Origin of the sequence: Nitrospirillum guaranorum, from assembly GCF_034653275.1 — a bacterium.
Taxonomy (GTDB): Bacteria; Pseudomonadota; Alphaproteobacteria; order Azospirillales; family Azospirillaceae; genus Nitrospirillum.
Genome location: NZ_JAYEES010000001.1, coordinates 371,060 through 383,840, shown reverse-complemented (window position 1 = coordinate 383,840; position 12,781 = coordinate 371,060). Strand labels below are relative to the sequence as shown.

General features: G+C 70.4%; 10 protein-coding genes. 4 read left to right on the top strand and 6 right to left on the bottom strand.

Annotated elements, in window-relative coordinates:
• Positions 1–9: 9 nt before the first annotated feature.
• From UAJ10_RS01420 to uraH, 6 genes are all read right to left on the bottom strand, one after another.
• Positions 10–1,236 (bottom strand): urate hydroxylase PuuD, encoded by a 1,227-nt coding sequence (locus tag UAJ10_RS01420; protein WP_322913531.1) that lies wholly within the window; start codon positions 1,234–1,236, stop codon positions 10–12.
• 95 nt (positions 1,237–1,331) lie between these two features.
• The gene (locus tag UAJ10_RS01415) at positions 1,332–2,309 is read right to left on the bottom strand and encodes a hypothetical protein (RefSeq protein WP_322913529.1); all 978 of its coding nucleotides are present in this window, start codon (positions 2,307–2,309) and stop codon (positions 1,332–1,334) included.
• 31 nt (positions 2,310–2,340) lie between these two features.
• Positions 2,341–3,465 carry a cysteine desulfurase family protein gene (locus tag UAJ10_RS01410; RefSeq protein ID WP_322913527.1) on the bottom strand — a complete coding sequence of 375 codons (1,125 nt, stop codon included), beginning with the start codon at positions 3,463–3,465 and terminating at the stop codon, positions 2,341–2,343.
• A gap of 13 nt (positions 3,466–3,478) precedes the next feature.
• Positions 3,479–4,363, bottom strand: coding sequence for a xanthine dehydrogenase accessory protein XdhC (gene xdhC / locus UAJ10_RS01405; protein ID WP_322913525.1), 885 nt, complete (start codon positions 4,361–4,363; stop codon positions 3,479–3,481).
• The gene (gene xdhB / locus UAJ10_RS29795; protein ID WP_416235331.1) at positions 4,360–8,220 is read right to left on the bottom strand and encodes a xanthine dehydrogenase molybdopterin binding subunit; all 3,861 of its coding nucleotides are present in this window, start codon (positions 8,218–8,220) and stop codon (positions 4,360–4,362) included. Before xdhB ends, xdhC begins: the two co-directional genes overlap by 4 nt.
• Position 8,221: 1 nt before the next feature.
• A complete protein-coding gene (gene uraH, locus UAJ10_RS01390) occupies positions 8,222–8,596 on the bottom strand; it encodes a hydroxyisourate hydrolase (RefSeq protein ID WP_322913523.1) in 375 nt (124 codons plus the stop codon).
• Positions 8,597–8,844: 248 nt separating this feature from the next.
• Here uraH and puuE point away from each other — a divergent pair, with 248 nt between their 5' ends.
• From puuE to UAJ10_RS01370, 4 genes are read left to right on the top strand one after another with little or no spacing between them, the layout of a single operon-like run.
• Positions 8,845–9,768 (top strand): allantoinase PuuE, encoded by a 924-nt coding sequence (gene puuE, locus UAJ10_RS01385; RefSeq protein WP_416235330.1) that lies wholly within the window; start codon positions 8,845–8,847, stop codon positions 9,766–9,768.
• Complete coding sequence (gene uraD, locus UAJ10_RS01380; RefSeq protein ID WP_322913521.1) at positions 9,765–10,256, top strand: 2-oxo-4-hydroxy-4-carboxy-5-ureidoimidazoline decarboxylase; 492 nt, start codon at positions 9,765–9,767, stop codon at positions 10,254–10,256. Before puuE ends, uraD begins: the two co-directional genes overlap by 4 nt.
• Positions 10,253–11,500 carry an allantoate amidohydrolase gene (locus UAJ10_RS01375; protein ID WP_322913519.1) on the top strand — a complete coding sequence of 416 codons (1,248 nt, stop codon included), beginning with the start codon at positions 10,253–10,255 and terminating at the stop codon, positions 11,498–11,500. The genes uraD and UAJ10_RS01375 overlap by 4 nt, the downstream gene beginning before the upstream one ends.
• The gene (locus tag UAJ10_RS01370) at positions 11,497–12,756 is read left to right on the top strand and encodes a M20/M25/M40 family metallo-hydrolase (RefSeq protein ID WP_322913517.1); all 1,260 of its coding nucleotides are present in this window, start codon (positions 11,497–11,499) and stop codon (positions 12,754–12,756) included. The genes UAJ10_RS01375 and UAJ10_RS01370 overlap by 4 nt, the downstream gene beginning before the upstream one ends.
• Positions 12,757–12,781: the final 25 nt, after the last annotated feature.

Sequence of the window (12,781 nt, the reverse complement as noted above, 5' to 3'; positions counted from 1 at the left end):
ATATCCAGGTTACGGGACGTTTGCGGATGCCATGTGGGGCGATGCCGCACCGGCGGACCAAGCGGCCAGGATGGCCCGTTCCTCCGGCGTGATCAGGGTGACATTGCCGGGCGGCATGGCGCTGCTGAGCGCGGCCTGGCGCCGGATGTCATCGGCATGGCGCAGGATATCGCCGGGATTGTCAAGGATGACGCCATGCGGCGGGGCGTTGATGCCGTCCCACGCCGGGGCCGCCGTGTGGCACATGCTGCACCGGTTCATCACCACCTCCTGCGCCTGGGCGAAAGAGACGGGCGTGGCGGAGGCTGCCCCCACCGCCGGCCCGCCGTCGGCGGAGCCCTGGGCGCTGAGCCAGGCGGTCAGCAGGATGCCGGCGGCGGCCACCCCCCAGGTCCACCATGGCGCCGGCTTGCCCGCGTGCTTGGTGTTGAAGAAGTGGCGGACGCTGGCGCCCACCACCAGGATGACGGCGAAGATCACCCAGTTGTAGCGGGTGGCGTAGGTCAGCGGATAATGGTTGCCGATCATCAGGAAGACGACCGGCAGGGTCAGGTAGTTGTTGTGCATGGAGCGCTGCTTCGCGGCCTTGCCCAGGCTGGCGTCCGGCGTGCCGCCGGCCAGCAGCGTCGCCACCACCTTGCGCTGGTTGGGGATGATCAGCAGGAAGACGTTGGCCACCATCATGGTGCCGATCAGCGCGCCCATCTGCAGCATGGCGCCGCGCGGGCTGAAGACGTGGGTGGTGCCCCAGCAGGCCGCCACCAGGAAGACGAAGCCCACCGCCGCCAGCGCCCCGTTGTGCTTGCCCAGGGGGGATCGGCACAGCAGGTCATAGACGATCCAGCCGGCGGCCAGCAGGCCGACGCTGAGGGCGATGGCCTGGCCTTGCGTCAGCGCCATGACCGACTGGTCGATCAGCAGCAGGTCCGCCCCTCGGTAATAAAGGACGCACAGCAGGAAGAAGCCGCTGAGCCAGGTGGTGTACGCCTCCCACTTGAACCAGGTGAGCTCGGCCGGCATCTGGCTGGGCGCCACCAGATACTTCACCATGTTGTAGAAGCCGCCGCCGTGGACCTGCCAGGCCTCGCCCTGCACGCCTTGCGGCAGGTGTGGCCGCTTGCGCAGGCTGGCGTCCAAGGCCATGAAGTAGAAGGAGGATCCGATCCACGCCACCGCCGCCACGATGTGCAGCCAGCGCGCCAGCGTATTGACCCATTCCCAGAAAATGAACTCCATCGCCCCGCCGCCCCGCTTTTATGCCGCAACCGCACAACGCTACGGGCGCCGGCGGCGCGGCGCCAGGGCCGGCGTATCGGCAACAGCTTCAAAAATCAGTGAAAGCCGGCTGTGTCCCACCATTTCAGGACGCGCAGCGCCCGCAGGGTGATCCAGGGCGATGGCTTGCCCGGCCCGTCATTGACCTTGAACCACACCCGCCCGCGCAAGTCCCAGTCCAGCGGCCAGGTACCGTCCGCCTGACGGCGGGATCGCAGGTGGCTGACGGCCTCGGCCAGGCGCGGGTCGGGCTTGGCACCGGTCAACTGGCCGGCGGCGCGGAAATAGTCCAGCGCGCGCAGGACATCATAGCGCCAGCGGTTGGGGTGCAGCAGGTCCAGGAACCGCGGGTCGGCCGGTTCCCCCGTCGTCAGGCGGCGGAACAGGTGGCGGGCCAGCAGATAGTCCTCCCCCGTCCGCCGCGCATCCCGCGAGCGGTCGGTGCCGCCGGTGGCGCGCTCATATTCCAACAGACCTTCCAGCACGTTAAGGGTGCTGGCGAAGGAGGAACAGGCGGAGCCGGCGGCGCGCTCGCAGTTCCAGCCGCCGTCCGGCTGGCGGTCGTCCACCAGGCGTTCCACCAGGGCGGCGACGTCGGCGCCGAAATAGGCGCCATTGGCCACGGTGCGGCCGTTGATGCACTCCTCCACCTCGCCCTGCCAGTAGGGCTGGCCGCCCTCGTCCCAGCGGGAATGGGCGCCGACCAAGACCACGGTGCGGCGGGCGCGGTCGGTGGCCGGGTCCAAACCGAATTCGCGCAACTGGTCCAACGCGAAGGCGGTGGCGGTCCACGGCTGACCACTGCGGTGCCATTCGTCGGGGGTGAAGTCGGCAGGGAAGAAGGCGCCGCCGGCCCATTGCCCGTCCGCGTCCTGACAGGCCAGCAGCCGGGCGCCCCAGCCGTCCGTTTCCACCTTGGCACGTTCCGCCGCCCAGTCCGCTTCCGGCAAATCCAGCAGGTCACGCATCACCTGCCAGCGGATGGCCGGATCGGTGCGTACCAGCCAGAGGATCACCGCGTCTTGCTCGGGCATGGGCCACTCCCCTGGTTGCGCACCCGGGATATTAGCGCGCCCGCAGCGCGGCGGCGATATGGGCCACCGCCCGGTCCACCGCCGCCTCGGTGGTACCCCGACCCAGGCCGAAACGCAGGCTGCCGAAGGCGGCGGCCGCGTCCAGCTCCATCGCCGTCAGGACATGCGAGGGCTGGCCGGTGACGGAGCGGCAGGCGGAGCCGGTGGATAGCGCGAGGTCCGGCAGATCCAACAACAGGTCGGCAGCGTCCACGCCGGGCAGCGTGACGTTGAGGCAGCCGGGCAGGCCGTCGGCCGGGCCGTTGCGCGTGACGCCGGGGACGGCGGCGCTCAAGCCCGCCCACAACCGCGCCGTCAGCGCCGCCAAATGATCGCGATCCGCCTCGCGCCGCCCCAGGACCAGCCGCGCCGCCTCGGCGAAGCCCACGATCAGGGCGACGGGCGGCGTACCCCAGGACCAGGGGACGGCCGGCGCCAGCCCCGGCCGCGCCACCAGCGCGCCCACACCCTGCGGGCCGTAGAGTTTATGCGCCGACAGGGTGATCATATCGGGACCGGAACGATCCTTGCCGCCCAGGGCCAATGGGCCGGTCGCCACCCGCTGCACCCCGTCGCAGTGCCACAGGGCGCCATGGCGGCGGCAGAGGTCGGCCACAGCCCCCAGCGGCTGCAGGCTGCCGACCTCATTGTTGGCGGCCATGAGCGACAGCACCGGCCGCGGGCCGGCCACGCTCAGGGCCGCCTCCAGCGCCTCCAGGCGGATGAGGCCCTGGCCATCCACCGGCAGCAGGGTCACGGCATGGCCGGCGGCCCGCAGACCATCCAACTGGCGCAGCACGCTATCATGCTCGATGGCCGAGACCAGCAGCGGCGCGCCGGCCGGCGCCAAACCCTGGAGCGCCAGGCGGTTGGCTTCGCTGGCGCTGGGGGTGAAGGTGACTGTCGCATCCGCCGGCGCCGCCACCAGCGCCGCCACGGCACGGGCGGCCTGGGCGATGGCCCGCGCGGCCTGGCGGCCGGGAGCGTGATGGGCGGATTGCGCGTTGCCGGCATGGTCCGGCTGGAACCAGGGCAGCATGGCGGCCAGCACGGCGGGGTCCAGGGGCGTGCTGGCCAGATGGTCCAGATAGATCATGCCGGTGTCGGCGCCGGCCATCAGATAGCCCCCACTAGATGGCCCCGTAGATGTCGCCCATCATCACCGTGGTCTGCGGCGGCCGGCGCAACAGGGCCGTCAGCACCTCCGCCGCCGTCAGCGCGGCGATCACCTCCGGCCGCTTGTCGCCGGACAGGCCCGCGCCGATGGGACAGACCAGGCGCTTCAAATGGTTGGGATCATACCCCTGCGCCTGGTACCAGCGCGAGAAGCGCTGGCGCTTGGTGTGCGACCCAATGAGGCCGACATAGGCCGCGTCGGTGCGCTGCACCGCCTCCGCCGTGATGGCGAAATCCAGGTCGTGGTTGTGGGTCATGATCAGGTAGCCGGCGCCGGGCGGGGCCAGCGCCACCTGGCTGGGCAACTCCGTCGCCACGCGGATGTCGGCGTCCACCGGCGGGTCGGGCGGGAATTCCGAGGCACGGCTGTCCACCCAGACCAGGCGCAGCGGCAGGGGCGCCACCGCCCGGGCCACCGCCTTGCCGACATGGCCGGCGCCGAACAGCATCAGCCAGGGCTGGCCGGCCAAGGCCGTCGCCTCCGCCGCGCGCAGGCGGTACAGCACCGCCTCATCCACCCGTTCCACCGTCAGCACGACATGGCCGCCGCAGCATTGGCCCACCGCCGGGCCCAGGGGCACGTCCAGGCGCACCGGTTCGCCCGCCTCCGCCAACAGGCGCCGGGCGGTTTCCAGGCCCAGGTGTTCCAGCCGGCCGCCCCCCACCGTGCCTGCCTGCCAGTCGGCGCCCACCGCCATGCACGCGCCGACCTCACGCGGGGTGGATCCCCGCGCCTCCGTCACCGTGACCAGCACCACGGCCTCACCCCGGGCCAGGCAGGCGGCCAGGCCGGCGGATTGCGGACCGGGGGCGGAGAGCGGAACCCTAGTCGCCGTCATGCCGTCCGCCCCCGCAAACGGTCGATGGTGGCCAGCACCCGCTCCGGTGTGGCCGGCGCGTCCAACTGCGGACAGATCGTATGGTCGGCCACGCTGGCCACGGCGTCGGACAGGGCGTGCAGCACGCTGATGCCCAGCATCAGCGGCGGCTCGCCCACCGCCTTGGACCGGTGGATGGTGTCCTCGACATTCGGGCTGTTCCGCACCAGGCGGACGTTGAACTGCCGCGGGCGGTCGCCGCAGGCCGGGATCTTGTAGGTGCTGGGGGCGTGGGTGCGCAGGCGGCCCTGGGCGTCCCACCACAGCTCCTCCGTCGTCAGCCAGCCCATGCCCTGAATGAAGCCGCCCTCGACCTGGCCCTTGTCCAGGGCCGGGTTCAGGCTGTCGCCGCAGTCGTGCAGGATGTCCACGCGGTCCACCACATACTCGCCCGTCAACGTGTCCAACGTCACCTCCGCTACCGCCGCGCCATAGGCGTAATAGAGGAAGGGGCGGCCCTGGCCCTTGGCCCGGTCCCAGTGGATCTTGGGTGTCTTGTAATAGCCGGTGGCCGACAAGGAAATGCGGCCCATGTACGCGGCCTTCACCACTTCCTTGAAGGTCAGCAGCTGGTCGCCCACCCGCACCCCCTCGGCGGTGAAAACCACAGCCTCCTCGGAAACGTTCCAATAGCCGGCGGCGAAGGCCACCAGGCGGGCCTTCAGCGCCCGGGCGGCGTTCTGCGCCGCCTTGCCGTTGATGTCGGCGCCGGAGGAGGCGGCGGTGGCCGAGGTGTTGGGCACCTTGCCCGTGGTGGTGGCGGTGATGCGGATGCGGCCGATGTCCACCTGGAACTCATCGGCCACCACCTGGGCGACCTTGGTGTTCAGGCCCTGGCCCATCTCCGTCCCGCCATGGTTCAGGTGGATGGAGCCGTCGGTGTAGATGTGGATCAGCGCCCCGCCCTGGTTGTAGGGCGTGAAGGTGAAGGAGATGCCGAACTTCACCGGCGTCAGGGCCAGGCCCTTCTTCAGGTAGGGATTGGCCGCGTTGAAGGCCCGGATGGCCTGCCGGCGCGCACGATAGTCCGACCACGCCTCCAGCTCATCGACCAGGGGACCGATGATGTTGTCCTCGATGGTCTGGTGATAGGGCGTCACGTTGCGGTCGGTAGTGCCGTAGAAGTTCGCCTTCCGCACGTCCAGCGGATCCAGGCCGGTGGCGAAGGCCACCTCTTCCACCATCCGTTCGGCCGCCACCATGCCCTGCGGTCCGCCGAAGCCGCGGAAGGCGGTGTTGGACACCGTGTTGGTCTTCAGCGGCAGCGAGGACATGCGCGCGTTGCCGTAGAAATAGCAGTTGTCGGCATGGAACAGGGCGCGGTCCGTCACCGGGCCCGAGAGATCCGCCGCGAAACCGCAGCGCGCGGCGAACAGCATGTCCGTGGCCAGGATGCGGCCCTGATCGTCAAAGCCGACCTGATAATCCACCTCGAAATCATGGCGCTTGCCGGTAATGCGGAAGTCGTCGTCGCGGTCGGGGCGCAGCTTGGCGGCGCGGCCCGTCTTCTTGGCCACCAGGGCGACACAGGCGGCGAACAGGTTGGCCTGCGTCTCCTTGCCGCCGAAGCCGCCGCCCATGCGCCGCACCTCCACCGTCACCGCCGCGTCGGGAATGTCCAGGACATGGGCGACGATGTGCTGCACCTCGCTGGGATGCTGGGTGGAGACGTGGACCAGCACGTCCTCATCCTCCCCCGGCACGGCCATGGCGATCTGGCTTTCCAGGTAGAAATGCTCCTGCCCGCCGATCTTGACGCGGCCGGACAGGGTGCAGGGGGCCGCCTTCAGCGCCGCCTCGGCATCGCCCAGGCGCAGGGTCATGGGTGGGGTGACCAGCGTGCCCGGCTCGCGCGCCGCCGCGATATCCAGCACCGCCGGCAGGTCCTGGTACTCCACCTTGGCCAGGCCCGCCGCGCGTCGGGCCTGGTCCCGCGTCTCCGCCGCCACGGCGAACAGCGGGTGGCCGTGGTACTGCACCACATCCTCGGCGAACAGCGGCTCGTCATGGCGCAGGCCGGCGCCGATGTCGTTGTCGCCCGGGATGTCGGCGGCGGTGACCACAGCCACCACGCCGGGGGCTTGGCGCACGGCCTCCAAATCCAAGGACAGCACGCGGGCATGGGCGCGGGTGGCCAGGCCCAACTGCACATGCAGCAGGCCGGCGGGTTCCGCGATGTCGTCGACGTACAGCGCCTCGCCGCTCACATGCTTGTGCGCGCTTTCATGTGGGTGGCTGTCGTGCACCGCCCCGTCGATGCGGCGCGGGGTGGCGGCGGGGATGTCGATGGGGGTCTTGTCAGGCATGGTGTCTCTCCCCCCTTGCCCCGCCTTTGCGATGTCGCAACCTTGCGCGCGGCAAGCCAGCACGCGGGTCGCGGGGGCGTCGGCCACGCTTTCCGCCTGGAACTTCAGCAGCAGGTTGCCGGCCACGGTCAAGCGATAGGCGGCGCTGGCGCGCCAGTCGCTGAGCGGCGCGAAGTCCTGGGCCAGGGCCGCCTTGGCATCCCGCGCGGCGGCGGCGTCCCAGGGTCGGCCCAGCAGCGCCGCCTCCGCCGCGTCCGCCCGCTTGGGCGTGCCCGCCATGCCGCCATAGGCCAGGCGGGCGCGGGTGATCCGGCCATCGTCACCTACCGTGACCAGGAAGCAAGCGCACAGGGCGGAGATGTCCTGGTCGAAGCGCTTGGAGATCTTGTAGGCGGCGAACAGGTCGCCCTGGCCCGGCTTGGGCACCGTCACGCTTTCCACGAATTCGCCCGGCTGGCGATCCTGTTTGCCGTAGGCCAGGAAGTAGTCCTGCAGCGGCAGCGTGCGGCGCGTCCCGCCCCGGCGCAGCGTCAGGCTTGCGCCCAGGGCGATCAGGGCCGGCGGGGTGTCGCCGATGGGGGAGCCGTTGGCGATGTTGCCACCGATGGTGCCGGCGTTGCGGACCTGCTCCGCCCCCACCCGGCGCAGCAGTTCGTCCAGGTCGGGGTGCAAGGCGCCCAGGGCGGCCTTGGCGGCGGTGAAGGTGACGCCGGCACCCAGCTCCAGGGCGTCGCTCCGGTCGCGGATTTGCGCCAGCCCGGCCACGCGGCCGGTGTAGATGACGGTGGGCAGCACCTTCTGGTGCTTGGTCACCCACAGGCCCACGTCGGTGGCGCCGGAGACGATGGTGGCGTCGGGGTTGGCCAATACCAGGTCGGCCAGCTGGTCCACCGTGGCCGGCGCCAGGAAGCGGCGGCCGTCCCGCCCCGTCTCCACCACCGCGTCATCGGCCAGGGCGGCCAGCGCCCGGGTCACCGCGGGCAGGGCGTCGTCGATATGGTCCGGCGTCCGGTCGCGCAGCTGTTGGGCCGCCGCGACGATGGGGGCGTAGCCGGTGCAGCGGCACAGGTTGCCGGCCAAGGCGTCGTCGATGCGCTGCTCATCCAGCGCACTCCCTGGCGGCTCCGCCCGGTTCAGGGCGTACAGCGACATGACGAAACCGGGGGTGCAGAAGCCGCATTGCGATCCATGGCAGTCCACCATGGCCTGCTGCACCGGGTGCAGGGCGCCGTCCGGCCGCTTCAGGTGTTCCACCGTCAGCAGCTGGCAGCCGTCCAGGGTGGCCAGGAAGCGGATGCAGGCGTTGATGGCCTCATACCTGACCACCCCATCGACCAAGCGCCCCACCATCACGGTGCAGGCGCCGCAGTCGCCCTCGGCGCAGCCCTCCTTCGTGCCCAGCCGGCGTTCCGTGCCGCGCAGCCAATCCAGCACCGTCAGCGTCGGATCCACGTCGGTCAGCGTGCGCGGTTCATTGCCCAGCAGGAAGCGGATGGTTGTGCGGTGGGCCATCTCAACTGCCCCGGTAGGTGGAATAGGCGTAGGGGCTGATCAGCAGGGGCACGTGGTAATGCTGGCCGGCGTCGGATATCGCAAAGCGGATGGGCACCTCATCCAGGAAGGGCGGATCGGTCAGGGCAACGCCACACGCCTGGAAATAGGCACCAACCGCGAAGGTCAGTTCATAGCGGCCGACCACCAGGTCGGCGCCCGCCAGCAGCGGGGTGTCGCAGCGGCCATCGGCGTTGGTGCGGGCCCGCGCCACCCGGGTGCGGGCGCCACCATCGCCCAGGCGATCCAGCACGACGGATATGCCCGCCCCGGGCCTGCCCGCCATGGTGTCCAGCACGTGGGTTGTCAGGCGCCCCTCGCCCCGGCCCGCGCTCATATGGCCTGCACTCATCTTCGCCGCCCGTTCGTCGCCCTGATCTCGCTTATGCACAAAAGGTACATGGGGTGGCATCCCCCCGTCAGCCAGCCGCCCCTGGAAAGTCTTTCAAAACAATCAGGAAGGCGCCCGTGCCGGGGCGCGCGATATGCTGGCGTCACCATGCTGGACCTTTCGGGGTCGCGGCGGCAACCCTGTCGGGCGATAATGCGCCTTAAGGGCTGGGAAAACAGGGGGCGAGCAGCGGCATGATGACGGTGGACTACCCGCGCGACCTGATCGGCTATGGCGCCAACCCGCCCCAGGCGGATTGGCCGAACGCCGCCCGCATCGCGGTTCAGCTGGTGCTGAACTATGAGGAGGGCGGGGAGAACTGCGTGCTGCACGGCGACGCCGCGTCGGAGGCCTTCCTGTCGGAAATGGTGGCGGCCCAGGCCCTGCCCGGCGTGCGCCACATGTCCATGGAATCGTTGTACGAATACGGCTCACGCGTCGGCGTCTGGCGCCTGCTGAGGCTGTTCGGGAAAAAGAAAATACCGCTCACCATCTTCGCCGTGGCCATGGCCGCCGAACGCCATCCGGACGTCATCCGCGCCATGGTGGACCAGGGGCATGAGATCGCCAGCCACGGCTATCGCTGGATCAATTACCAGTACATGGATCCGGCCGAAGAGGCGGCGCACATGGCCAAGGCCATGACCATCCTGGAACAGGTCAGCGGCACCCGGCCCGTGGGCTGGTACACCGGCCGCACCAGCCCCAACACCCGCCGCCTGGTGGCGGAGCATGGCGGTTTCCTCTATGACGCCGACGCCTATGACGACGACCTGCCCTATTGGCAATTGGTAGGAAGCAAGCCGCAGCTGATCGTGCCCTACACGCTGGACTGCAACGACATGCGCTTCGTCCAGGTCCAGGGCTTCCACTCCGGCGACCAGTTCTTCACCTACCTCAAGGACAGCTTCGACGCCCTGTATGCCGAGGGGGCGGAGACGCCGCGCATGATGTCCGTCGGCCTGCACTGCCGCCTGGTGGGCAAGCCCGGCCGCATCCAGGCGTTGGAACGCTTCCTGGATTATGCCGCCGCCCATGAGGGCGTGTGGTTCGCCCGACGCGCCGACATCGCCCGTCACTGGCATACCCGCCACCCCTATCGGGGGGCCACGGCATGAGCGGCCGCGACGCCTTCGTCGCCCGCTTCGGCGGCGTGTTCGAGCATTCGCCCTGGATCGCGGAAGCCGCCTGGGATGCCGGCCTTCCGCCCCATGCCACCACGGCAGAGGGGCTGCATGCCGCCCTGGTGGCGCAGTTCAGGGCGGCCAGTCGGGAGAAGCGGCTGGGCGTGCTGCTGGCCCACCCCGACCTGGCCGGCCGCCTGGCCATCCGGGGCGAACTGACGGCCGATTCCACCGCCGAGCAGGCGTCCGCCGGCCTGGACAAGTGCACGCCGGAGGAATACGCGCGCTTCCAGGAATTGAACGACACCTACAAGGCGCGCTTCGGCTTCCCCTTCATCCTGGCGGTGCGCGGCCTGACCCGCGCCGCCATCCTGGCGAATTTCGAGGCCCGGGTGGACAACGACGCGGAGACGGAGTTCGCCACCGCGACCACGCAGGTGGAGCGCATCGCCCTGCTGCGCCTGAAGGAAATGCTGCCGTGATCTTCGGCCCCGCCCTGATGGCGCGCCTGGACGATTTCGCCCGGCACAGCGCCGACCCGGACGCCCTGACCCGCCTGTATTTGACGCGGGAGCATCGCGCCGCCGCCGACCAGCTGCTGGCCTGGATGCGTGAGGCGGGGATGGCGGCGCACCTGGACGCCGCCGGTACCGTCGTCGGCCGCTATGAGGGAACCACGCCCGGCCTGCCCGCCCTGCTGCTGGGCTCGCACATCGACACGGTGCGCAACGCCGGCAAGTACGACGGCAACCTGGGCGTGCTGGGGGCCGTCGCCGCCGTCGCCGAGCTGAACCGCCGGGGGGAGCGCCTGCCCTACGCCATCGAGGTGCTGGGCTTCGGCGATGAGGAGGGCGTGCGCTTCCCCGTCACCCTGACGGGCAGCCGCGCCGTGGCCGGCACCCTCGCCCCCAACGCTGTGGCCGCGCGCGACCGCGACGGCATCACCCTGGGCGATGCGCTGACGGACTTCGGCGGTGACCCCGCCGGCCTGGCCGCCGTCGCCCGCGATCCGTCCCAGGTGCTGGGCTTCGTCGAAGTGCATATCGAGCAGGGCCCGGTGCTGGAATCCCGGGGCCTGCCCCTGGGCATCGTCACCGCCATCAACGGCGCCAGCCGCTATGCCGTCACCGTCACCGGCCAGGCGGGCCATGCCGGCACCGTGCCCATGGCCCTGCGCCGCGACCCGCTGGCCGCGGCGGCGGAAATGGTGCTGGCGGTGGAGACCGCCGGCGGGGCGGAACCGGATCTGGTCGCCACCGTGGGCCGCATCGAAGCCAAGCCGGGTGCGGTGAACGTCATCCCCGGCCAGGCCACCTTCACCATCGACCTGCGCAGCCCGCGTGACGACAGCCGCAAGAAGGCCGCCGCCGGCCTACTGGATGCCCTGGCCGCCATCGCCAGCCGGCGCGGCGTGGCGCTGGACATCCAGCCGACCCACGACGCCGCCGCCGCCCACTGCCATCCCGGCCTGATGCGCCAATTGGGCCAGGCGGTGGCGCGGGCCGGCATCGTGCCCCACCATCTGCCCAGCGGCGCCGGCCACGACGCCATGGCCCTGGCGGCGCTGTGTCCCATGGCCATGCTGTTCGTGCGCTGCGCCGGCGGCATCAGCCACAACCCGGCCGAAAGCATCACGGTGGAGGATGCCGACCTGGCCGTCACCGTGCTGCTGGACTTTCTGCGCCGCTTCGAACCTGTTTCCCTTTCGGAAGGACCGCTTCAATGACCACCGACACCGCCACCGCCATCCAGGGGGCCGTCCACACCTTCCTGACGGCCAAGCGGGAGGAGCAGGTGCGCTTCCTGGCGGAACTGATCAAGGTGCCGTCCGACAACCCGCCGGGCGACTGCGCCCCCCACGCCGCCCGCGCCGCCGAGCTGCTGGAAGGCCTGGGCTATACGGTGGAGCGTCACAGGGTGCCGGACGAGTTGGTCAAGGCCAACGGCATGATCAGCGCCACCAACCTGATCGTGCGCCGCAGCTTCGGGACCGGTGGCCCCACCATCGCCCTGAACGCCCATGGCGACGTGGTGGCGCCGGGTGAGGGCTGGACGGTCGATCCCTATGCCGCCACCGTCAAGGACGGCTGGATGTACGGACGCGGCGTCGCCGTGTCCAAATCCGACTTCGCCTCCTACACCTACGCCCTGATGGCGCTGGACGAGCTGGCGCGCCAGGGCGTGGCCCTGAACGGCACGGTGGAACTGCACCTGACCTATGATGAGGAGGCGGGCGGGGAGATCGGGCCGCGCTGGCTGTTGGACCAAGGGCTGACCAAGCCGGACTACGCCGTGTCCGCCGGCTTCAGCTATGGCATCGTCACCGCCCACAACGGCTGCCTGCATCTGGAGGTGGAGGTGCGGGGCAAGTCCGCCCACGCCGCCTTGCCCGCCACCGGCATCGACGCGCTGGAGGCCGCCACCGTCATCCTCAGCTGGCTGTACCAGCACCGTGCCGGCTATGCCGCCACCGTCTCGGCCGTGCCCGGCATCGGCAGCCCGCAGCTGACCGTCGGCCTGATTTCCGGCGGCATCAACACCAACGTCGTGCCCGACCGCATCACCTTCCGCCTGGACCGCCGCATGATCCCGGAGGAACAGGGGGCCACGGTGGAGGCCACCCTGCGCCAGGTCATCGCCGCGGCCGCCGCCGAACGGCCGGAGGCGATGGTGACGGTGCGCCGCATCCTGCTGGCAGAACCGCTGAAGCCCATCGCCGGCACCGACCGCCTGACCGACGCCCTGAGCCGCCACGCCACCCGCATCCTGGGGGAACCTGTGGCCGCCAAGGGCGTGCCCATCTACACCGACGCCCGCCACTACGCCGCCGCCGGAGTCCCGACCGTGCTCTACGGCGCCGGCCCCCACACCATCGAGGAAGCCAACGCCCACCGCGCCGACGAGCGCCTGCCGCTGAGCGACCTCTACAAGGCGACGGAGGTCGTGGCCCTGACGCTGGTGGATTTCCTGACGGGCGCGTGAGACGGTGGGGAACTTGATCGTTCCC

Excerpts from the sequence above, each read along its gene's own strand:
- UAJ10_RS01420 (WP_322913531.1), bottom strand. The coding sequence starts at position 1,236 with ATGGAGTTCATTTTCTGGGAATGGGTCAATACGCTGGCGCGCTGGCTG.
- UAJ10_RS01415 (WP_322913529.1), bottom strand. The coding sequence starts at position 2,309 with ATGCCCGAGCAAGACGCGGTGATCCTCTGGCTGGTACGCACCGATCCG.
- UAJ10_RS01410 (WP_322913527.1), bottom strand. The coding sequence starts at position 3,465 with ATGGCCGGCGCCGACACCGGCATGATCTATCTGGACCATCTGGCCAGC.
- xdhC (WP_322913525.1), bottom strand. The coding sequence starts at position 4,363 with ATGACGGCGACTAGGGTTCCGCTCTCCGCCCCCGGTCCGCAATCCGCC.
- xdhB (WP_416235331.1), bottom strand. The coding sequence starts at position 8,220 with ATGGCCCACCGCACAACCATCCGCTTCCTGCTGGGCAATGAACCGCGC.
- uraH (WP_322913523.1), bottom strand. The coding sequence starts at position 8,596 with ATGAGCGCGGGCCGGGGCGAGGGGCGCCTGACAACCCACGTGCTGGAC.
- puuE (WP_416235330.1), top strand. The coding sequence starts at position 8,845 with ATGATGACGGTGGACTACCCGCGCGACCTGATCGGCTATGGCGCCAAC.
- uraD (WP_322913521.1), top strand. The coding sequence starts at position 9,765 with ATGAGCGGCCGCGACGCCTTCGTCGCCCGCTTCGGCGGCGTGTTCGAG.
- UAJ10_RS01370 (WP_322913517.1), top strand. The coding sequence starts at position 11,497 with ATGACCACCGACACCGCCACCGCCATCCAGGGGGCCGTCCACACCTTC.